26 protein-coding genes are annotated in these 20,693 nt (G+C 66.3%); 1 reads left to right on the top strand and 25 read right to left on the bottom strand.

The genetic code is table 11. The annotated features are described in order from the left end of the window. Window positions 1-5 precede the first annotated feature (5 nt). Window positions 6-932, top strand: a complete 927-nt coding sequence (gene tcmP / locus AX708_RS16025; RefSeq protein ID WP_066530431.1) for a three-Cys-motif partner protein TcmP — start codon at window positions 6-8, stop codon at window positions 930-932. Here the strand turns inward: tcmP and AX708_RS16020 are convergent. The 25 genes from AX708_RS16020 to AX708_RS15905 form a co-directional block, all read right to left on the bottom strand. Then, window positions 927-1,676 carry a DUF5131 family protein gene (locus AX708_RS16020; protein WP_066530438.1) on the bottom strand — a complete coding sequence of 250 codons (750 nt, stop codon included), beginning with the start codon at window positions 1,674-1,676 and terminating at the stop codon, window positions 927-929. The two genes, tcmP and AX708_RS16020, sit on opposite strands and share 6 nt — an antisense overlap. A 59-nt stretch (window positions 1,677-1,735) precedes the next feature. After that, window positions 1,736-2,731, bottom strand: a complete 996-nt coding sequence (locus tag AX708_RS16015) for a contractile injection system protein, VgrG/Pvc8 family (RefSeq protein WP_066530440.1) — start codon at window positions 2,729-2,731, stop codon at window positions 1,736-1,738. Then, a complete protein-coding gene (locus AX708_RS16010; RefSeq protein WP_197426130.1) occupies window positions 2,728-3,165 on the bottom strand; it encodes a phage tail protein in 438 nt (145 codons plus the stop codon). The genes AX708_RS16015 and AX708_RS16010 overlap by 4 nt, the downstream gene beginning before the upstream one ends. Beyond that, on the bottom strand, window positions 3,165-5,414 hold the full coding sequence (locus tag AX708_RS16005) for a phage tail tape measure protein (protein WP_066530444.1): 2,250 nt from the start codon (window positions 5,412-5,414) through the stop codon (window positions 3,165-3,167). The genes AX708_RS16010 and AX708_RS16005 overlap by 1 nt, the downstream gene beginning before the upstream one ends. Before the next feature lie 7 nt (window positions 5,415-5,421). Then, window positions 5,422-5,550 (bottom strand): GpE family phage tail protein, encoded by a 129-nt coding sequence (locus AX708_RS20100; RefSeq protein ID WP_082745604.1) that lies wholly within the window; start codon window positions 5,548-5,550, stop codon window positions 5,422-5,424. Continuing rightward, complete coding sequence (locus AX708_RS16000; protein ID WP_066530447.1) at window positions 5,550-5,900, bottom strand: phage tail assembly protein; 351 nt, start codon at window positions 5,898-5,900, stop codon at window positions 5,550-5,552. The genes AX708_RS20100 and AX708_RS16000 overlap by 1 nt, the downstream gene beginning before the upstream one ends. A gap of 125 nt (window positions 5,901-6,025) precedes the next feature. Continuing rightward, entirely contained in the window at window positions 6,026-6,535 is a 510-nt protein-coding gene (locus tag AX708_RS15995; protein ID WP_066530448.1) for a phage major tail tube protein, read from the bottom strand. A gap of 56 nt (window positions 6,536-6,591) precedes the next feature. Beyond that, window positions 6,592-7,776 (bottom strand): phage tail sheath subtilisin-like domain-containing protein, encoded by a 1,185-nt coding sequence (locus AX708_RS15990; protein WP_066530450.1) that lies wholly within the window; start codon window positions 7,774-7,776, stop codon window positions 6,592-6,594. Between the two features lie 13 nt (window positions 7,777-7,789). After that, on the bottom strand, window positions 7,790-8,170 hold the full coding sequence (locus AX708_RS15985) for a GPW/gp25 family protein (RefSeq protein WP_066530452.1): 381 nt from the start codon (window positions 8,168-8,170) through the stop codon (window positions 7,790-7,792). Window positions 8,171-8,249: 79 nt separating this feature from the next. Then, window positions 8,250-8,846: a phage baseplate assembly protein V gene (locus tag AX708_RS15980; RefSeq protein ID WP_066530455.1), complete on the bottom strand. Its 597-nt coding sequence runs from the start codon at window positions 8,844-8,846 to the stop codon at window positions 8,250-8,252. 4 nt (window positions 8,847-8,850) lie between these two features. Continuing rightward, window positions 8,851-9,465 (bottom strand): hypothetical protein, encoded by a 615-nt coding sequence (locus AX708_RS15975; protein ID WP_067490440.1) that lies wholly within the window; start codon window positions 9,463-9,465, stop codon window positions 8,851-8,853. A gap of 14 nt (window positions 9,466-9,479) precedes the next feature. Next, window positions 9,480-10,187, bottom strand: a complete 708-nt coding sequence (locus tag AX708_RS15970) for a peptidoglycan-binding protein (protein WP_066530468.1) — start codon at window positions 10,185-10,187, stop codon at window positions 9,480-9,482. Window positions 10,188-10,189: 2 nt separating this feature from the next. After that, window positions 10,190-10,468, bottom strand: coding sequence for a hypothetical protein (locus AX708_RS15965; protein WP_066530470.1), 279 nt, complete (start codon window positions 10,466-10,468; stop codon window positions 10,190-10,192). Then, window positions 10,465-10,836, bottom strand: coding sequence for a hypothetical protein (locus AX708_RS15960; protein ID WP_066530476.1), 372 nt, complete (start codon window positions 10,834-10,836; stop codon window positions 10,465-10,467). Before AX708_RS15960 ends, AX708_RS15965 begins: the two co-directional genes overlap by 4 nt. A gap of 33 nt (window positions 10,837-10,869) precedes the next feature. Beyond that, entirely contained in the window at window positions 10,870-13,536 is a 2,667-nt protein-coding gene (locus tag AX708_RS15955; protein ID WP_066530478.1) for a hypothetical protein, read from the bottom strand. After that, window positions 13,536-13,991 carry a hypothetical protein gene (locus tag AX708_RS15950; protein ID WP_067490438.1) on the bottom strand — a complete coding sequence of 152 codons (456 nt, stop codon included), beginning with the start codon at window positions 13,989-13,991 and terminating at the stop codon, window positions 13,536-13,538. The genes AX708_RS15955 and AX708_RS15950 overlap by 1 nt, the downstream gene beginning before the upstream one ends. Then, on the bottom strand, window positions 13,988-15,247 hold the full coding sequence (locus AX708_RS15945) for a hypothetical protein (protein WP_066530482.1): 1,260 nt from the start codon (window positions 15,245-15,247) through the stop codon (window positions 13,988-13,990). Before AX708_RS15945 ends, AX708_RS15950 begins: the two co-directional genes overlap by 4 nt. Continuing rightward, the gene (locus AX708_RS15940; RefSeq protein WP_066530485.1) at window positions 15,247-15,885 is read right to left on the bottom strand and encodes a phage tail protein I; all 639 of its coding nucleotides are present in this window, start codon (window positions 15,883-15,885) and stop codon (window positions 15,247-15,249) included. The genes AX708_RS15945 and AX708_RS15940 overlap by 1 nt, the downstream gene beginning before the upstream one ends. Next, window positions 15,882-16,778, bottom strand: coding sequence for a baseplate J/gp47 family protein (locus tag AX708_RS15935; RefSeq protein ID WP_066530487.1), 897 nt, complete (start codon window positions 16,776-16,778; stop codon window positions 15,882-15,884). The genes AX708_RS15940 and AX708_RS15935 overlap by 4 nt, the downstream gene beginning before the upstream one ends. A gap of 87 nt (window positions 16,779-16,865) precedes the next feature. Next, window positions 16,866-17,345 carry a phage virion morphogenesis protein gene (locus AX708_RS15930; RefSeq protein WP_066530489.1) on the bottom strand — a complete coding sequence of 160 codons (480 nt, stop codon included), beginning with the start codon at window positions 17,343-17,345 and terminating at the stop codon, window positions 16,866-16,868. Further along, window positions 17,345-17,821, bottom strand: coding sequence for a phage tail protein (locus AX708_RS15925; protein ID WP_066530492.1), 477 nt, complete (start codon window positions 17,819-17,821; stop codon window positions 17,345-17,347). Before AX708_RS15925 ends, AX708_RS15930 begins: the two co-directional genes overlap by 1 nt. Window positions 17,822-17,824: 3 nt before the next feature. After that, window positions 17,825-18,043, bottom strand: a complete 219-nt coding sequence (locus AX708_RS15920) for a tail protein X (protein WP_066530495.1) — start codon at window positions 18,041-18,043, stop codon at window positions 17,825-17,827. Beyond that, window positions 18,040-18,546: a head completion/stabilization protein gene (locus tag AX708_RS15915; protein ID WP_066530497.1), complete on the bottom strand. Its 507-nt coding sequence runs from the start codon at window positions 18,544-18,546 to the stop codon at window positions 18,040-18,042. Before AX708_RS15915 ends, AX708_RS15920 begins: the two co-directional genes overlap by 4 nt. A 111-nt stretch (window positions 18,547-18,657) precedes the next feature. Beyond that, entirely contained in the window at window positions 18,658-19,416 is a 759-nt protein-coding gene (gene gpM / locus AX708_RS15910; protein ID WP_066530499.1) for a phage terminase small subunit, read from the bottom strand. Window positions 19,417-19,518: 102 nt separating this feature from the next. Next, complete coding sequence (locus AX708_RS15905) at window positions 19,519-20,655, bottom strand: phage major capsid protein, P2 family (protein ID WP_066530500.1); 1,137 nt, start codon at window positions 20,653-20,655, stop codon at window positions 19,519-19,521. Window positions 20,656-20,693: the final 38 nt, after the last annotated feature.

Below are 20,693 nucleotides of genomic sequence, written 5' to 3'. Positions count from 1 at the left end.
AAGCGGTGGAAACAGGGGGGCAGCTGGCCGAACATTCGTTCGGTGGCGACTGGACCGAAGTGAAGCTGGCGGCGCTTCAGGCCTATAGCGTCGGGTTCATCCAATCGATCCAGCAGAAGTTCGACCTTTGGTATTTTGACCCCTTCGCGGGAACAGGGACGCGGACGGTGAAGACGAAGGTCGGCGCGTTCTTCGACCTGGAGCCCGCCAGCGTGATCGAACAGGAATTCCCTGGCAGCGCGGCGCGCGCGTTAAGCCTGCAGCCGCCCTTCCACCATTACCGCTTCGGCGACATCAAGCCCGACCATGCCGCTTCGCTTCGGCGCCTGGTCGAGCGATACCCAGACCGCGACGCGAGCGTCTTCGAAGGGGATGGAAACCAGTTCATCCAGGATGAATTTCGCAAGCCCCTTTGGACCCGATCGGGCTTCAGCCTGGGCGGTCCGCGCGCGCTGGTCTTTCTCGACCCCTATGGTCTGGCGGTGCAATGGGAAACCCTGCGCGCCCTGGCGGCATGCGGGAAGGCTGATGTCTGGTTCCTGGCCAATCTAAGCGGCGCGCTGCGCCAGCTGGCCCATCGCTATGAAAAGATCGATGCGAGCAAACAGGCGAGCCTTGCCGAAGTGTTCGGAACAGCGGACTGGGTGAGCGAATTCTATAAGCCCCCCGCTACCGATAATCTGCTGGGATTGATCGATGGTCCCGCCGGCAGGACCGCGTCGAAGACCGAAGTCGCGGCGTTCCATCGGCAATGCCTGCAGGGGCTGTTCAGATATGTATCGGAACCGCTGCCCCTTCGGGTCGGCACGATGGACGACTTCTTCCTGCTGTATTGCATGAGCAATTCGCCTTCGCCGCCCGCGATCGCCCTAATTGATCGGATCGCGACCGGCGTGATCAGGCGCTACAAGCTAGGAATTTCATCCCTATAGGGCTGGCATTTCGTCATAGGTGCGGCCCTTCAGCAGCCGGCCAGTCTTCTTCTTGTTCACGCCGCCCCATTGCTTGAAGAAAAACGCGGTTCCCGCCGCCAGGCAGCTGTCCAGGATGTCTTCGACCCAGGCTTCTTCCATCGGGCGAGCGCGGGGCCCGCTCTCGCCCCCGACGATGGCCCAATCAATGCCGGCCAGGTCCAGATCGGGAAGCGCCGCGATCAGCGGTTCGAAGGAAATGAAGCGGATGCTGGCCGGAACTTCGCGAAGGTGGTCGATGCGTTCCATGACCTTCGGCCCTTCGACGCTGGTCCCCAGCCAGACATTCGGCAGGGGCTCGGGCGCGATGCGCTGCAGGATTTCGGCCATCCGCGCGGGGCGCTTCGTCAGGATCTGATAATGGTGCTGGGGGGTCCGGCGCATGACATCCCAGATGCGAGCGACGAAGGCTTCGGGGACATCGGCATGAAACAGGTCGGACATCGAATTGACGAAGACCCGCCTGGGCTTCTTCCAGGTCAAAGGGATTTCGACCGACGCTTCATCGCAGCGGACCTTGTCGGTCCAGACCGCGCCGCGCTTCGTCTTGCGGGTCAGGCCTTCATATTTCGGGCTGCCCATCGCCTGCAGGCGCGCGGCCATCCGCATCGCGTAGCAGTTGGTGCAGCCCGAACTTTCGATGCTGCAGCCGACGACTGGATTCCAGGTCAGGTCGGTCCATTCGATTGTCGATTGTTGCGCCACTTTGTGTGTCCCTTTTCGCGAGCATAACAGGAACGGAACAGGAAGGGAATCGGTGCTGGCTAGGCGCTTTCCAGTTCGATCGACTGGCGCAGGCCTTGGGCGCCGAAGTCGGTTCGGACGCTTTCGACCAGCCAGGCGATGCCATCGATCTTCGCGCCCCAGCCCAGCAGCGCGACCTTCATGTCGGGCTGAAGCGCAGGGTCGCCGATCGCCAGATCGCAGGTGAAGCGATAGGGCGCGCGGGCGGCGCGGCTCTTTGCAGCCTCGGCAGCCTGGCGCGCTTCGTCTTCGCTGGCATAGACCCGCTTCAGCCTGCGCCGATTGTCGCCGCCGGTCGACACGGTCTTGCGCCGGCCTTCATCCTGGTCCTGCCATTGCGCTTCGGCCCCGTCATGCCGATCGCGCTCGGCCTGGCTAAAGGTCCAGCGACCGACATCGCGCTTTGTCAGGGTCAGGGTGGCAAGAGGCTGGCCGCTGGCGGTCGCCGCCGCGCCGATCGGCAGGAACAGCAGCCTGCCATCCTTCCAGGTCGCGACCGCGTCATAGCGTCGGCCCAGATCGGCGACGAAGGCCAGGTCGCTTTTGCCTTCCTGTTCGATCGCCGCGATCGCCAGGTTCGCCAGCCCGCTTTCGACCCGCGCGCTGCGCCCGTGCCGCGCGGCAATCTCGCCCAGGATGCTGCCCAGGGTGGTATCGCGCCAGGTCTTCGTTCGCCGCTGGCGCAGCTGGCCGGTCATGTCTGCCGACCGGCCTTTGAAGGTGACGACATCGGGCGGCCCTTCCTGACCGACTTCGTCGACCGTGAAGCGGCCTTTCGCGACCATGCCGATCGGAACATCGTCGCCCGATGTCCAGCCCATTGCCAGGGTCAGGACCGCGCCAGGTTCGGGGATCTGCAGCAGGCCATCGGCATTCTGCAGGCGAACGTCGAATTCGTCGGCTTCGCCTTCGCGCTTTTCGGTCAGCGACAGGCTGACAAGCCGCGGATTGACTTTGTCGGCCAGGTCAGCGCCGCCTTCCAGCGCCAGCTGGATTGCCGCCTTGCGCGCGGTCATGGCAGGGCGACCCGACCCGACCGGACGGTCTGCCCGACTTCATCCGCGTCGCGTTCCAGTTCGATGCGGAACCCGACCTGGCGCGGGATGCCGCCCGCCATGATAGTCTGATGCGATTCGTCGATGCGGGTGATGCGATAATGCCCGAAGATCAGCCCGCCGCCATCGATCAGGGGATAGGCGTCGCCGGTGTCGGCCATCGCCGCCAGCGTCGCGATCGACGAATAGCGCGCGCCCAATTCAGGGACCAGCAGCCCGCTAAGGCTGATGCGCTCGCCGCCAGGCCCGATGAACTGCGCGACATCGCGCGCGCCGTGCCTTTCGCTGGTCGCGAAGCGCCATTCGCGTTCGCGCTGCAGCTCCTGATAGGGGGCGCTTTCCATCCCGAAGATGAACATCCCCAGCGTCATGAGTTCGCGCGGGCTGCTGGCCATCAGTTCGAATCCTCATAGCTTCGGCGCGCGGCGCCGGCCTGAGCGCGCTTCAGTTCTTCGCCGACGCGGCGCGCCAGTTCGGTCATGTCTTCGCCTGGCTGCTGATAGATGTTGATGGTGATCGGCGCGGCGCTTGCTCCGCCTGCGCCCATCCCGCCAGCGGGCTGGGCTGCCAGCGCGGTCGGGGCGAGGGCGAGCGCGCCAGCTGCAGCTGCGCCCTTCGCGAGCCCGCCAGCTGCCCCAGCGACCCGCTTGCGCTGGCGATCGATGCCGATGGCCATCCCTTCGCCGGTGTGGGCGCCGATCGCCATGAAGACCCGCGAAGGGGACTTGATGCCCAGCAGCCCTTTCACGTTCCCGATGGCGCCCATGACGATGCTTTTCAGCGCCGCCCAGACCCGCCCTGGCGCTGACATGATGCCGCTGACCAGGCCGGAAATGATGTTCTTCCCGATTTCGATCGCGCGAACATGAAGCCCGACCCAGGCGCTGAAGGCTGACTGGATGACCTGCCAGATGCGCCCCAGGGCGCCGCCGACCGCGGCGACCGCCGACCAGAACGCCGCCTTGATGGTGTCCCAATGGGTATAGATCAGATAGGCGGCGCCCGCGATCGCGACGACGATCAGGGTGATTGCGAGAACGATCGGGTTCGCCATCATCATGACGCCGGCGCGCAGAACGCCCTTCGCCAGAAACATGATGCCGACGCGCAGCATGTCGAACCCGACCTTCGCGGTCCCCAGGACATGCTTCCAGCCCCCGATGCGGGCGATGAAGGCGTTCAGGTTCGCCAGCGGCTTCATGAAACCGCCGATCGCGAACTGCGCCGCGCCCAGCCCGATCTTGAAGACCGCCAGGGCGGCGACCGCTTTGACGAGCGTCGCCGCGGCTGCAGGGTTTGCCTGCGCCCAGGCGGTGACGCTGTTCGCCAGACCGCCGATCATGTTCATCGCTTCGGTTGCGACCGGCAGAAGGGTGGTTCCCAGCGTGATGGCGAGCGCGCTGGCGCTGGCGAGGAAGGCGCGCCAGTTGACGGTCGCGTCGCGCGCCGTGCGCTGGGCGAAGGCCTTGTCGACCGTGCCGCCCGAATTCATCGCGGCTTCGCGGACTCGGCGATATTCCTGCAGGTTCTGGATTAGCGCCATGATGCCCATGCGGGCCTGCTGGTCTTCGAAGGCGAAGCCCAGGCGCTTCATGTCGCCGCCGGTGGCCTTCTGGGTGATCAGCGCGATCGCTTCGAGCGACGAATAGCCTTCGGCGGTCAGCTTCGCCATCGCGGCCGGCAGGTCGACGCCGAAGTTCTTCTTGAAGGCGGCGATGGTGCCAGGCGCATTGATCTTCGCCAGCAGGTTCTGGATGTTGTTCGCCGCTTCGTCTTCGCTGCCGGCGGTGTTCATGGCGACCTGCAGCGCCGCCGACAGATCGGCAACAGCAGGCGCGCCGACCTCGCCCAGCGCCTGCATTTGCGCGGTCAGGGCGGGGAAGTGCCGCGCCATGTTGCGGACTTCGAAGGCGCCTTCGTTCCCAGCTGCTGCCATCATGTCGAGAATGCGCGCGGTCTGGCTGGCCGGAACCTTCAGGTTATTGATCGCGGCATAGGCGGCGCCGGCGGCGTCGGGGATTTCGACCTTGTAGGCGGTGGCGATGCGACCCGCCGGCCCGATCGCGGCCTGGGCGGCATCCAGCGCCATTCCCTTCGACAGCAGCAGGTCGAGCCCCGCGCGCATGTCTTCGGGCATCTGGCGCGCGCGGTTCGACAGGGTCAGGATGTTCTGCGCCAGGCGTTCGGTCTGGGCGTTGGTCAGGCCGGCCTTCTGCTGGATGTCGACCATCCCGCTGGAAAAGTCAGCCGCGGCCTTCGTCGCCAGGATAAGCGGCGCCGCCAGCGCGGCGCCCTGGGTCATGTTGTCCTTGCCCTTGTCCTGCAGCGCCTGGGCGTTCGCCAGATCCTGCTGGCGGCGCGCGTTGATCGCGTTTTCGCGGGCGCGGCGGCGCATTTCGTCATTGACGCCCGCCATCGCCTCGCGAAGTTCGCGTTCGCGCTGGGTCAGTTCTTCGATGTCGCCGGTGCCTTCGGCGATTTCCCGCCTGACCGCGCGCAGCTGGGCTTCAAGCCGGCGCCCTTCCGCGCGCATCTCGCCCAGCGACCGACCGCCCTGGCGACCCAGCCCGATGATCGAGCGCAGCGCGCCCGACATCCGATCGACGCCCAGGAAGTTGACGATAAGCGACAGCTTGTTCGACATCGCTGGTCTAGTCCTTCCTTGCCTGGTGGCGGTTCCACCATTCGACCGCGCGGCGATGCCAGGCGGTCAGGTCATCGATCGACAGCGCCTGCAGTTCAGACAGCGGCCAGTGAAAGATGGCGGCGATGTCGGCCATCAGGTCTTCGGCTGTTGCTCCGCGATCATCGCGTCGAGCATCTGCCGTTCCGCCCGCGTCATAAAAAAACCGCGAATGGTTCCGCCGATTTCGGTCAGGTCGGCAGGGTCAAGATTCTGACATTCATGGTCGGTCAGCGCCGGTTCGCTGATGCGCGGAATCAGCTTCAGGATGGCGCCGATTTCCAGCCCGATGACATCCGACAGGGTCAGCCCGCGCAGTTCGCCCGCCTTGGGCTTGCGAAGGGTCAGCTTGTCGATGGTGCTGTCGCCGCGGGTGATCGGCTCGACCAGTTCGACGGTTTCGAAGGGGTTCGCCTTGCTGGCGGTGGGGGCGGCGGTTTCGGTCATGGTGCGGGGTCTTTCCTGGTCGGTCGCGGGGCTGAAGGGTGGGCTGGCCGGTCAGCGGGTGCGCATCCCAGCCAGCCCGTTCGGCGTTGGACTGCCCCGCATAGGCCCGCCCGCCGAAGCGAAGATCAGCTGCTGATGATGGCCATGATTTCCGCATAGCGATCGATGCCATCGACCAGGAAGCGGCCCGCGATCATGTCGATTTCGACTTCGGTGCGGCCATTGACCTCCCGCCGGTAGTAGGAAAGCGCGACCGTGAATTCCTGTTCGGTGTCATCGCCAGGCTTCGAAGTGCCAGGTGTGATTTCGGTGAAGCGCCCGCCCAGGTAGCATTCGACCGCTTCGGGCGGGGTGCCATCGTCGGCCTGATAGGCGCCCGTCAGGCGAACGCGGACGCCATCGACGCGGGTGGTCCCGAACTTGCGGATCAGGGCGGCTTCATGCCCGCCCATCTTCAGCTTCGCTTCCATAGGTTCCAGGCCCAGGTCGATCTTGACCGACCCGATCATCCCGCCGCCGCGATAGTCTTCGGTCGCCAGCGCCAGGTTCGGTTCTTCGAACTCCATCGCGCGGCCCAGGTAGCCCTGCCCGTCGACGTGGATGTTCATGTTCTTCAGCTTCTTCGGGATGCCCATTTCGCAGGTTCCTTTCGCGGGGTTCGGGTGTCAGGCGGCGCGCCGGCGGGCGGCGGTCAGATCAGCTGGTCGACGAAGCCGGAATAATAGAAATCGGTGATGACCAGATCGACGTTCGGGTTTTCCAGCGGCGCGACCGGCGTGAACTGGATGCGGAACTTCGGGCGCCCCTGCGCCAGTTCCTGCGCGCTGTTCAGATCTTCGTCGAAGAACATCTGCGCGCCGATCAGCCGGCCTTCGGCGACCAGCTGGCGGAATCGCGCGTTGCCGGTTTCCAGAAGATCCTTGATCAGCCCGATGGTCATGGGCTGGTCGATGAAGGGGGCGACAATCTGTTCGATGGTTTCCTGCAGCGCGTGACTGGTGCGAACCGCGCTTTCGAAGGCGAAGGCGGGGTTCTGGTCATCGGCGCAGGTGCGGTTCCCCCAGAGGCGGAACCCGCCCTGGCGAATGATGGTGGTCACTTGGGCGGCGTTCAGGACGCCCGCCGGCGTCGACGGGTCGACCAGGTCGAAGTGGACATCATGCGACAGGCCGGTCACGCCGCCCAGGGTGACGTTCGAAATGGTCTTGTGCCATCCGATCGCTTCATCGATCTGGGCGCGCAGCCCCAGCGCGCGGGCGATGATGTCGCCGCCGCCCTTTGCCGTATCCGGCCAGATGATCATCAGTTCGCGGTGGGCGAATTCCTCGCGATAGGTGATCGCCTCGGCTTCGGTTTCGGCAGGGGTGAAGCCATCGGCCTTCTTCGCGCCGGCATAGACGAAGCCGCGCAGCTTCTTCGCGACGCTGACCATTTCTTCGACGACAGGCTGGCTGTCGAGCCCAGGCGCGCCGATGATGGTCGGCTTCACGCCCAGCTTGGCCTGCGCGGCAAGCAGCGCCTGCAGGCCGGTATAGCTGCCGCCGGTGACGCCGCCGATGACATTGTCATCGGTTCCGGCCTGGTCTTCACCTTCAGCGACGCGGACGACGACGATGATCGGGCTGGCCTGGTCGCCGATCGCGGTCAGCGCATCGGCCAGGGTGCCGCCGGTGCCAGCGTTGCCTGCAGCGATGTCGACGCCGCCGGTGATCAGGACGGGTTCGTTCAGCGGAAAGGCTTCGTTCAGCGCGGTGGTGGCCTCGCCGGCGGGCGCGGTCGCGGTCGCGATCAGACCGATGACCGAATTCGACAGGGCGTTCAGCGCGCGCGGCCCGCTGGCGCTTTCGGTGATGGTCAGGCCATGATGAAAAGCCATTGCGTTGGTTCCTTCAGCTAAGGGGCGCGCTGGCGCGGCCCTGGTTCAAGTCGATCGGGATGGTCAGGGTCTGCAGGCGGTTGGCTTCGGGCAGGTCAGCGCGCCGGCCTTCGATGCGGATGGTCAGCTGGCCGGTCTGGGGCTCGCCAGCTAGGACGACGCGGGTTAGCTGCAGGCGGGGTTCCCAGCGGCGCAGCGCAATCGCGGTTGCGGCATGCATCAGCATGCGAATTGCGCCATTGATGGGGCGATCAATCAGTTCGAACAGCAGCGAACCATAGTCGCGGCGCATGACGCGGCTGCCCAGCGGCGTGGTGAGGATGTCAGCGATCGACTGCGCCAGATGCGCGTCGCCCGACAAGGCCTTGCCCGTGGTGTTGCTGATGCCGATCATGCGGCCAGCAATCGTTCTTCGCGCGCGAAAGGCCAGATGGCGGGCGGGTGAAAGGGGCTTCGACCCGCCCGCGCAGGCTCTATTCGGGCTTGGCGGTCTTCGCGCTGCCGGCCTGGACGCTGCCATGAATATGGTCGACCAGGCTGATGCCATCGGCGACGACATCGGTCGCGGCGGTCACGGTCTGGCTGACATCGACCGCGCCCTGGATGGTGACATCGCCTTCGATCATGACCGGCCCGCGCAGGGTGATGCCGCCAGGCGCTTCGATTTCGGCGGTCGCGCCTGCTGGCAAGATCGCAGTCAGCGCGCTGGCTTCGGGGTCATAGGTGAGGCGCGCGCCATCGGCGAATTCGATCGCTTCGGCCAGCGTCGAGCCCAGCGGCGGGAAGGCGTTCTGGACCAGCCCGCAAAGCGCGACAGCCCCGCCGATCTGGCCATCGGGCGACAGCAGAATGACCTGTTCGCCGACGCTTGGCGGCGACCAGACGCGGGTCTGGCCGGCGCGCGGGGTCAGCCAGCGAATCATCGGGGTTTCGCCTGGGTCATCGTCATCGGGGTCGCCATAGCGGACGCGGCAGCGCGCGGCTGCCAGGTCGACCGCGGTAACGGTGCCGATGCGGATAAGCGTCGCCAGATCGGCGGGGATGTCTTCGGGCGCGCCCTGGGCGTTCATCGGTTCAATCCGCCTTCGCCGCGCTGGCTTCCTGCAGCTGGGTCGCCAGCTGATGACCCGCTTCGGCCTTAACGGTGTTGACGGTGCAGATGCGGACATCAGCCGGCGAAATCAGGACAAGGCCTTCGGGCTGTGCCTGGGCGTCGGGCTGGGCGCTGGGCGCGGCATCCAGCTGGGGCGCTCGACGGGTTCCTGCAGGATCTTCGGCGCGGTGATCGCGGGCGGCGGTTCCGGCGCTGCAGCGGACACTTCGACCCGCTTCGGCCCGCATGCCGCCAGCAGCGATGAAGCGATCAGCAGCGCGAAGGCTGCCATCCAGGTCGGCTTGTGCATCGTCATCGATCCTTTCTGCGATGTCGCGATAAGTGGATTCTTGGGCGAGCCTTTGCGACCGCGCCATTTCTTCAGCCAGATCCTGCGCGATCATGATGTCAGCGATCAGGCGTTCGCTGGCTTCGGCCTTCGGCTTCCAGCCTTCGATCGACAGCGGCCAGACCTTCAGCCCTTCCAGGCGGATGGTCTGGACCGCGCCGAAAGCGGCGATCGCGAGAACCAGCGCGCCGACCAGGGCAAGCCAGCCCGCCTTCAGCGCCATTTCGGTTTGGGTCCAGCCAGGCATCGATCGCGCTCCCTTCAGGCTTCGTTCGTCGACAGCTGCGCGCCGGCGCTGGACATGCCAGGCAAGGGCGGCAGCGGCAGGGTGAAGGTCTTCGGCTTGCGCCAGCCCAGCAGGCGATCGGCGCCCAGCCATGCGTCGCTGGCGCTGTTCGACTGGTTCCCGCCGCGAACCAGAATGCGACCGCGCGCGGCATCCCAGGCGGCGGCGAACCCGACATGACCCGAAAGCCCGTCGCGGCTGCCGCGCCAGAAGGCGACGATGGCGCCGAAGGCGGGCGCGCAGGGCTCGCCCAGCAGCAGCCAGTTCCGCGCCAGATAGGGGTTCACGCCCAGCGCGCCAGGGCGCGGTTCATCTGGCAGCGTGAGGCGCAGCGCGGTGTCGACGAAGTCGCCACACCAGGGCAGCTTGCGCGGGTCGCCCAGCGTCTTCCCGTCGCTGCGCAGCCAGGCGGCAAGGCGGGCGAAGTCGCGGGTTTCGTGAAGCCCCAGATGCTTGGCGGCTTCGTTCATCCAGGGGACGCCGGCGTCGAAGACCGGCAGGGCATCGGCGCCAAACAGCGCCTTCAGCGTGATCGGCCCGACGAAAGGGCGAGGGCGCAGACCGCGCGATCGCTTGAAGGCGACCAGGGCGGCGTCGGTTCGCGGCCCTGGGATGCCATCGACCGGCCCAGGTTCGAAGCCCAGCTGGGCAAGGCGGCGCTGGATGGCTTTCCAGTCGGTCATGATCAGTTCCCCTTCAGCTTGGCCATCCGGCCCGTTTCCCGCGCGACCCACATGGCGCCGAAGGCGATCAGCGCGACATGGCCCAGGTCGACCATCCAACGCCATGCATCCGGCGCTGCGCCGGTCAGCGACAGGAAGCGCGCGGCGCCGAAGGATGTCAGGCTGAAGGCGAAGGCGTAGAGCATGGCGCGCAGGACCGCGTCGCGGCTCGGGCTGTTCGCCGAATGCCAGAAAAGCGTGATCGCCAGCGCCAGATCGGCGAAGGTCAGAAGCCAGGTCATTTCGAACCGCCTTTCCAGGGAAGCGACATGTCGCCGGCAGCGGCGCGCCGGGCGAGCCAGGGCGAGGCGAGCCCCGCGACGCCCATGACCAGCTGGATGGGCAGCGCCGAAATCCAGGCGAACAGCGCGCCGCCGCCGGCGAAGTGCGGATGGGCGAGCCCCGCGAAGATGCCGATGACCAGGGCGACGATGACGGTCAGCGGCAGCGCGAGGCGTTCGGTCGAAGGGGAAACAGTCATCCCGACGAAGCCCCCCGCGATCGCGAAGAACAGGCCGGCGATGACATGCGGCCAGGGCGCGGCGAAGCCCATGATCGCCGACACGCCGGCCAGCGCGCCGCTAAGGGTTTGCATCTTCAGTTCATGCACAGCTGCGACTCCTGGGCAGGGGTTCGCGCGACATCATGCCGCGCGCTCTAGGGCGCCGACCGCGCCGTTTCGGGGATTGCCGACCAGGTCGATCGGACAGGCTTCGTCATTTGCAGGAATGACCCCCAGCAGGACCGAACCGGCGACAGGCATGTAGTTGCCGCCGCCCGTGCCGGTGACTGCCGGCGCGCGGTGGTTCGCCCGCCAGTCAGTGAACTGCGCGCGCGCATCCGGCCCAATGTAGGCGATCGATGCCGGCCAGGCCTCGCCCGCCCATGCCCCGTTGCCTGGCGCCGTGCTGCCTTCCGATGCGGCCTGCAGGACGCGAATGTATTCCCATCCGACACGGTGGGCGACGTTCCAGGTGTGGATGCGGGCGCCCACGTTCTGATGAAGGTCGGTCTTCGTGTTCATTTCGAACAGCGCCGACCGCCTGAAGATCATCATCTTCTTCAGCTGTTCTTCAGCGTCGCCGCTATCGGTCATCGTGAAGCTTTCTTCGTAACCGACATTCAGGCGACCGCCGACGAGGGTGACATAGTCGAAGAAAAAGTTCCGCTGGGCGATGTTGATGGCATCCCCAGCCAGATTCATCGTTCCCTGGCCGGTGGCGCCATAGACTTCGACCAGGATGTTCAGCCCGCCGACCGCGGTCAGCGTCCTGTTCGACCCATACCTGACGGGGAAATTCCCCGCATTGCTGCTGCGGATGGTCACGCCGACCAGAACAATATTGTCCTGGGCGGGCTTGCTTGTGATGGCCGGTGTGGTTTCGATCAGGACGCCTCCCGCCGAAACATCGGTCGAAACCCCGCCCAGGGCGTAGATCGCCGGCCACGTGTGCACGGCGACGATGTCAGTGTCGCGGAACAGCAGATATTCATTCGGGACTACGCCGAAACCGAAGGCGTTCCTTCCCAGCGCGGGCTGGGCGCAGTTGGTCATAAAGATCATGCCGCCCTGCCAGATCCCGATGACGGTGCTGGCCGTGCCCTGTGCGTCGATGAAGGGCGAATTGTCGAACCAGATTTCCTGCCCGTAGGTGAAGCCATTGACCTCGCCCCCATCCAGGAAGGCGGGCGTTCCGCTGGTGACGCCGATCAGATCAATTCCCGCGAAGCCGCGCAGGCAGGTTCGGCGCGGGACCGTGCGCCCCGCGGCAAACCCGACATCGCGCTGCAGGCGGCAATTCGTCGCGCCGGTGACAGGGCGGTAAATGCACCATGTCCCGCCCCTGCCGATTTCGGACGCATCGAAGTTCGCCGCGGTGCCGGTGCCGGTGACGTTCTTCTGCAGGGTCAGGGTGTGCGTGGTGTCGCTGAAACAGATTTCGATGCCGCTTTGATTGTTGCGGCCATAGGTCGACACGTTCAGCGCCAGCGCCGCGCGAAGTGCCGCGCGCTCGGTCAGGAAGGGCGTGGCGAGCGCGGCGGCTTCGCTGACAGTCGAAGCGGCGCCGGTGGTGTCGCTGCCAGTTGCCGGATTGACGACCGCGAAGACCCTGCCGAACGTGCCGGCATGGTTGACCGTGTGCTGATAGTTGCAGAACTGGCCAGCCAGATAGGAACCGCCCTGGCTGTCGATCGGGGTGTCGCCGATGAAGGGATAGCCGCGCCAGCGTTCTTCGACTTCCTCGCCCTGTGTGAAAGCGGTCATGTCGATCTGCGCGGCGAAGACGGGGACAGCGTTGGTTCGCTTCGGGAAAGCGGTGCTGGCGGTCATCGCCGCGACAATCTGCGAGCGCGTGACGCCGCTGGTCAGCCCCCTGATGTCGCATCGCGCCGCCGCAAGGGTTCGACCCTCGGCGGGGTGGATGCTGTTCCCAGAAACTTCGAAGCGGCCCGTCGCGCCCAGCAGGCGATAGGGCGGCAGGAAGTTGCGTAGCGCGATGTTGGGATAGGCTTCGGTCGAATTGTTTGCGACGCGCATCCCGTCTTGGACGGGTGCCGCATTGCCGCCGACCGAATACCATCCCGCGTTCAGGCGCAGGATCGGGTCGAAGCCGGAATTGACCAGCTGCCCGCCGGTGTTGGCTTTCGCCCTGGCGAACATCTGCCGATCGAGCGACAGGCGCCAGGTCGCAATCCCGCCGGCGATGGTCTGGAAGCCCTGCGCCTGGTTCGGATGCGGGCGCCGGATGGCGCGGGTCGCGCGAAGGACGCGGGTTCGGATGACCGCCTGCGCGTTGCGGTCGAAGCCTTTGTCATAGCTGATAAGTTCGATCAGCCCCGCGTTGAACGTCCCGCCAGCGTTGGCTTCGGCGACATCGACTTCGAGAACCCAGCCCGAATTGCGGATGCGCGCGGCCAGCGCGACAGCAGGGGTCGCGCCGCGCGCGAGGGCTGCCAGGCGGTCTTTGAACGTGACCATTTCGGCCTGGTTATGGAACTGCAGGGACACGGCCAGCGCGCCGGCGCTGACCGCGCTTTCCAGGGTCAGAAGCTGGGTCGCGCCGGCGTTGCCGACTGCCGCGATCTGCGCTGCGCCGACTTCCTCGACATCGGCAAGAACCTCGCCCGCATCGGCTGCAGCCTGCTGCGCCTGGTTCTTTGCGTCGGTCGCTTCAGCCGTGACCGCTTCGACGGTGTCTTCCAGAAACGCGCCCAGTGGCATGCGCTTTGTCGCGCCGCCTTGGACGACGACCAGCTGTTCGGCGCCGGTGATCGGTCCAGTCTGGGGAAGGCCGCTAATCTTCGGCATCAATCGAACTCCGGCCAGGCGGGATTGTCGGAAACGGGGAAGGCGACCAGGTCGCGGGCGGCGACATCGGCCAGCAGCGCTTCGATCGCGTTCGATGCGTCGCGGATGGCATCGATCTGGGCGAAGCGGCGCGCGCCTTCAGGGCTCGGCGATCGGGTGTCGTTCATCTGGCGCCAGATCGGGCTGACCTGGTCGATGCGGCGCGCGGCTTCGCGCTTGATCGCGGCGACCAGCTGGGCGCGCTGCGCGCCGGTGTCGACGCGGCGGGCGATGATCTTCGGGCTGCCTTTTGCGGATCTGGTGATCGCATTCCCTTCGGCCAGGGCTTCGACCAGCTGCGCGTGACGCCGGCCGGAAATGGCGACCGCGCCGGCGGGCGCTTGCGACTGGCGCAGGAAGAACGCGGGCTGAAGGTCGCCGCTGGCATCGGGAACCATCGCGAAAAACATGGTCATGACAGGTTGATCCTTCCGATCGCGATGAAGTTGGCCCCGTCGCTGATGTCGTTCGCGCTGAAGACCTGGAACCCGACTTGCGTGATCGACCCATCGCGAAGGGCGGGGTAATTGTCCTGGCGGTTGGTGTTGCTGTCGCTGGTGCCATCGACGACGACCGCGAAGGCTTCGGCGAAGGCGATCGGGAAGCTGACCGTGGTGACGCCGTTCGGGGCGGCGACGAAGCGGCCCCATTGAAGCAGCAGGGTGTTTGCAGGGTCGGCGGTCGGGATGGTGCAATAACCGTTTGCGCCCAGGCTTTTCGAGAACGGACCCAGCGCGCTGGGCGTGATCGCCGCCAGCGCCGCCGTGCCGGCGATGACCTGCGCGGCGCTGGCGGCGGCGACCGCGATGACGCGGTTCGCGGTCAGCGCCCCGCCGCCGGTGGCGAGGCCGGAACCTGTAATGGTGCGCGCGGCCAGGGCGTTGATGTTGCCCGAAAGGCTGCTGTCGGCGCCCTGGCGCGCGGTGGTTTCGGCGGCGATCTGGTTCTGGACAGCGGTAATCGCGGCAGCGCGGTTTGCGGCTTCGTCGATGATTGCCTGGACGACTGGCACAAGCCGCGCCGCCAGCTTCAGCGGGGTGATCGCCCGCTGGTCATCGGTTCCGGCGTTGGTTTCGGCTTGGGTCGCCAGTTCGATGACGCCTTCGACCGATTCGGTCGCGGTGGTGAAGCCGCCGATTATGTCGGCGATGATCGCGGCCAGTTTCTTCGGGGTAACGATGCGTTCATCGTCCAGGCCCGCGTCGACTTCGGCCTGGGTCGCGATTTCGGCGACGCCTTTGACCGTTTCGGTCGCCGGCGGGAACAGGAAGGTCGCATCGCCGAAGGTGATGTCGCCGCTGATGGCATCCTGAAACGCGATGTCGAAGGCCAGCTGCAGGTTGAGGATCGGCGCTTTCGAGACGATCGGGTCGGCCTGGCTATAGACCGCGAACAGGGTTCCATCGGCCAGGAACAGCCCGAAGCCGCGAACGTCATAGGCGTCCTGACTCGAGTCCTGCGCGGTCATGTGGATGATGGTTTCGCTGATGACCGCGCCCGACACGCTGGCAATCCGCTTCACTTCGCCAGGAAGCGCGGTCAGCGTCGGCGCGGGCGTGAAGACCTGGTCGCTAAAACCGACTTCGTCGACCTGGATGGCGGCGGTCACGCCGGTCTGGGCGTCGACCAGGGCATCGAGCCCTGCCGTGGTGATGGTCAGGGGGAAGGTCATCAGGCGGACTCCAGAAAGGCGCCGGCTTCGGCCCGAAGCGGCTCGCCGATTTCGCTTTGCAGGTAGGACTGCCAGACAGGGTCTTCGGCGGCGGTCAGGTCAGCGTCGGCTTCGACCCGCGCGAAGGCGACGAAGGTGACGCCGGAAACGACGCCCATCTGCGCCTGGGCATAGATGCGATAGGACGCGATGACATGGGCGCGCAGCGACTTGACCGCGGCGATGTCGGTCAGAAGCTGGCCGATGGTGTCGCTGTCATATTCGATTTCGCTGGTATTGCGGTCGGGCAGGTCCAGGCGAAAGGTGAAGGGCTCCAGGTTCGCAGGATCTTCGAACCATTCGGTCACGCCGATCAGCGGGTCGATGCGGTCCAGAGCGCGGCGCACGGCCAGCTTCGTTCCCTTGCGGCGCTGGTCCTCGATTGCGCCGGCGATCGCGTCGCGCTTGACCTGTTCCGGCCAGGCGGTGTCCCAGATGTCGATCGACACGCCCCAGGCCAGCCAGGGCAGCAGCTGGGCGGGGCAGCGTTCGGGCGACCAGACATCGCCGATCGGAACCGGCAGCGCGCCCAGCCTGTCGGCTTCAACCGCATCCAGCGCCCGTTCGAAAGCGGTCGCGTTGGGGGGTAGCAGGGTCATGACCCGAAGCCCGCGACGCTGACCGCGCGCGACCCGACATTCGCGATCTGGGTCAGGTCGACCGCGACATCGGAAACCGGCGAATTCAGGATGACGTTCTGGACGCCGCCGACATGAAGCGCGGCGATGATCGCCGATCGGGTGATGTCGCGACCCAGGCGACGGTTCGACTGCAGCAGCTGGTCAAGCGCAGCGTTGGCGGTGCCCAGGATCAGCGCCTGGTCGGGTCCAGGGTAAAGGACCAGCTGCGCTTCGATGTCGAAGGCGACGCTGGCCGCGCCGGCGACCCTGACAAGATCGGTCAGCGGGCGGATGCCATCGCTCGACAGCAGTTCTTCGACCGCGTCCAGAACTTCGGGCGCAGGCGCGCCGCCGGCGCTGCTGCGCGACAGGATGGTGACGGTCACTTCGCCAGGGCGCGGGCTGATGGCGCTCGCGTCCAGAACATCGGCATCGGCGCTTAGGGCGTGGAAGACATAGGCGCTGGCCGGTCCCGCGACGCTGAAGCTGTCGGGCGCCAGCAGGACGCGGCGGCGAAGCGCGCTGTCATCTTCAAAGATTGCCGGCGCGCCGGTCTGGGGATTGGCGGGCGCGATCTGCTGGCGGGTCACGCCGAACAGCGCGGCCAGATTGTCGAGATCGGCGCCGCCGGCATAGGCGACCAGGACGCTGCGCGCGGCATCATTGATGCGGGCGCGCAGGACCAGTTCGCGATAGGCGCCGACTTCCAGCGCCTTGACGACAGGGTCGCTTTCGACGTTGGCGGTGAATTGCGGATAGCGCGCCAGGAAGTCGGCGCGGCGCTCGGCCAGGATGGTTTCGAAATCCAGGACTTCGACGACATCGGGCGGCGGCAGGCGCGACAGGTCAACGGATGTTGCGGCGGCGGTCATGGGCCTGCGATGCCCGAACAGCGCCTTCGCGCGTAAGTGCGCGCGCGGGTGAAAGGGGCTTCGACCCGCCTAGCCTCTCGCCTTCAGCTACGGGTCAAACAGCTGCGCGGCGATGTCGATCGCCAGCTGGTCATCGCCATCGCCGAAGCCCAGCAGCCGGCGGCGCGGGTAGCGGGTGAAGACCTTGCGGCCATCCGGCCCGCGCCCGACGAAGCCGCGCTTCCCGAAGTGGTGCGTTTCGGCGATGGTCGACCGGCCCTTCGGGCTGATTTCGACGCTGTCGGGGCGCGCATCAATCGACCAGTGACGCGCCAGGCGCAGCTTGCGGAACATCTTCCCGCCGGCGGCGCGGGTAACGCGCCCGCGCCGGTCCAGGCGGCTCTTGCGTTCTTCCATCGCCGCGCCATCGGGTTCGACATTCGCCTGGATGCGCGCAAGGTTCGACCGGCGCAGCGCCTGCCCCAGCTTCATCGCGGCGCGCTTGCGCTTGGCCGGTGACAGCCCCGCCAGGATGCCGCCCAGCCAGTCGTCGAGCCCCGCCAGGGCGTCATCGTCATAACCGGCCATCAGTGGCCGACGATGGCTTCGACCGCGGTCAGCGGCGGGGTTCCGATGTCGGGCAGCATGGGCTGGGCATCATCGAACAGCGGGTCGGGCTCGACCAGATAGTCGATCGACCAGCTGCCATCGGGCTGGGGCTCGACCGCGACATTCTCGCAAAGGTCGATGGTGAACAGGATGTCGGCGGTCTTGTTGTCCAGGACATCGGTTTCGAACTTGTAGGAATCGCCCGACCCGCCGGCCAGCAGGCTGGGCTGATGGCGGCGCAGCCAGCGATTGATCGCCAGCGCGACGATGGCGATGTCGGTCGACACTTCGCGCAGCAGGACCGACAGCGGATATTCGAAGGCGAAGCCATGCGTTTCGGTCTGCCGCGCGCGAACCGCGCCATCTTCGACCCAGATGACCAGGCGATCGGGCTGGTCGCGGATTTCAGGGATTGCGGCGGTCAGGGCGGCGCGAAGGCTGGCGGGCTTTTGCATCGGTCAATCCCAGAGGCTGACAATCTGGCGCTGTTCGGGCGCGGCGATCGCGATTTCGACGATTTCGGTCAGGTCGACCCGCGTCCCGCCAGGCAGCGTCGGCCCCAGCTGGGCAAGCCCTGGATTGGCCGCGAAGGTTCGTTCGGTCAGGACTGCGGTCCTGCCCAGGACGCGCCAGACGAGCGCGTCGAGCGTTTCGCCATCTTGGGCGACCGCGATCAAAGCAGGTCGACCCTGTTGCGGCCCAGGTCGACGGTCGCGTCGGCGGGCGCGCCGATCGCCAGAAGATCGGCGACCGCTTCATAGGCCTTGCGGCGGTAGTGATCGGCGGTCAGGCGCTTTTCGTCTTCGCGGTCCAGCGCGTCATCGGTCGCGGCGACATCGGTGTGACCATCGACCAGTTCGGCGGCGGCGTAGAACATGACGACGCGGCCCCAGAGCAATTCGGCCAGGTTTATGCCCGCGACCTGGGCTTCGGTCACGCCGGCCAGACTGGCGACGCCGGCGGTCGCATGCATCGATCGCCAGTCGGAAAGGGCGCGCAGGCCGGAAAGGATGCCGGCGACGACCGCTTCGGTCAGGCGGGCGGCGGTCACGGCCCCGTCGCCGATGCGGACCTTCGCGCGGACTTCGGCGGTGTCGATCGCGGGGAACCAGCCATCGGCTTCGACCAGTTCGCCCGCCGGCGGCGGTGCATTGTCAGGCGGCGCGGTGATTCCAGCCATGTCGGCCCCTTGCTCTCCCCCGCCGGCAAGTGGGGGGTGAGATTGAACCGGCGGGCGATGGCCGAAGCCATGCCGATCGGGTCAATCGCCCCCCAGCGCCGTGGGGCGTCCCTATGCGCCGGCGCTGCCGGCGGCGTTCTGTTCGCTGGCAGCCTGCAGATCGCGCAGGCGGCGTTCCAGCTGTTCGATGTCTTTCTTCACGCCCGCCTTGCTGTCGAGCGTGAGGGCGCGGCGCAGCTGCTGCAGGGCTTCTTCGGTGAAGGCAGCCTTGCCGCCGGCGGGCGCGTTTTCGTCGGTCGGGTCGAAGGCGTCGGCCTTTGCCGCCCAGGCGCGGCCAAGCGCCTTGTGAAGCTTCGCCTTCGCGGGGTCGGGCATGTCGGCGCCGGCGGTCAGGTCTTCGATCTTGACCAGCAGCTGCAGGTCGACCGTGCCGGCATCCTTCAGGGCGATTTCGGCAATGTCTTCGCGCAGGAAACAGGCGACGCTGCGCTTGTATCGATCAGGCATCTGCAGACCGTGGCGCAAGGCGAATTCGCCCAGGCGAACCGCTTCGGCGAAGTCGCCGACATCGATCGCCCAGACCATGCAGGTCAGGACGATTTCGTCCTGGACAGGTGCGTCGGCGGCGATGATGCCATCGACCCAGGGGGCGAATTCCCTGATGAACTCGGCCTTCAGCGGCTTGCGCGCTTCATGGCTTTCGACATCGGCCAGCTGGCGCAGGTTGTCATCCAGGCGAACCTTCAGGGCGGCATATTCCTGGCCGGCGGCGGTGCTGACATCGGGAGCGGCGGGCGCGGCGATTGCGGTCGCTTCGCCGGCCAGGGCAGCCAGGCGGCGCTGGCGGTTCATCAGGAAAGGGCTGGTCATTGGCGGGGCTTCCTTGTGCTGGGGGAAATCGCCGGCGGGTGAGACAGGCCCGCCGGCGACCTTCGAAGCGGCGCGGGTCAGCCCCCGCGCCTCGCGGTCAGGTCAGGGCGCAGGGCGCGCGGGCGCTTCGCCGATGACGATGTTTTCGACCAGGACCGCGATTTCGTATTCCTCGACGACATAGGCTTCGTTGACGGATTCGTAGTTCGCGATGCGGTCGAACTCGGGTTCGTCGGTCAGGCTGCGCCGGCGGGTTTCTTCCTGCCAGTAGATCGACAGGTTCGACAGCTTCGTGATCAGGATCGCGTTCGCGGGGAACCCGCTGACACGGATGGCCTGCAGCCCGCCCAGCATCTTCGTCGACATCAGGATACGGTCGGTCGCTTCCTGTTCGGTCGCGGTGTCGCCGGTCTTCTGGGCGATGTTGAAATACTTGTCGTCCAGCAGGTCATGGCCGACGATGACGACAAGGTCAGTGTCGCCGCGGTGCCGTTCATGAATGCCGCGCTTCGCGTCGAGAACCAGCGCGTCGAGCGACGAATAATCGGCCTTCGCATTGACCGCGCTGTTCGCGACCTGGGCGTCGAACAGGGTCACGCCCGACCTGACGTAGATCGCCTTCAGCGCGGCGTTGTTCGCGCCGGTCGACAGGACGGTCAGGTTCCCGTCATCCATGACCTGCGCCGGCGCATCGGTGCGGATCTTGTGCAGCCATCCGATATTGACATCCTGCAGCAGCGGGTTCGCGACGCGATTGGTGGTCGCCGCCGCGCTGGTCCCGTTGAACCCGATCATGATGCGGTCCAGCGCCTGCTGCTTCAGGATGCTGTCGCGCAGCAGGGTTTCGAAGTCGGGGCGATGGCGCCAGGCATCAAGCAGGGCATAGCGCATCGACCAGTCGTAATCGGTCTTCCGGCAGAAATATTCATGCTTGTCGTCGGGGTTGCCCATGCCCTGGGGCTGGCGGCGGTTTCCGCCGCTGGTGTCAGTGCGACCGGCCAGCGTCGAAGTCACGCCGACGCCCAGGACCGCCGCCGACTGTTCGGTCACAGGGGTCATGTTGATCAGCTGCAGGAACTCGCTGGAATTCTGGATGCGGTCTTCCAGCTTCTGTTCGACGTTCGGCGCGACGTTGAACTTCTTCAGCCCGTTCGACGGGTCGGCGGGCGCTGCGAGCCCGTTGACCATCGCGATCTGGCTGACATAGGCGGCGAACAGCAGGCGGGTGGCGTTCTTCATTTTCGGGTTCCTTCAGGCGGCGCGGGGCGGGTCTGGGC

The organism is Erythrobacter sp. CCH5-A1 (genome assembly GCF_001557115.1).
Classification (GTDB): domain Bacteria; phylum Pseudomonadota; class Alphaproteobacteria; order Sphingomonadales; family Sphingomonadaceae; genus Erythrobacter.
This window is presented reverse-complemented; position numbering and strand designations above follow the sequence as displayed.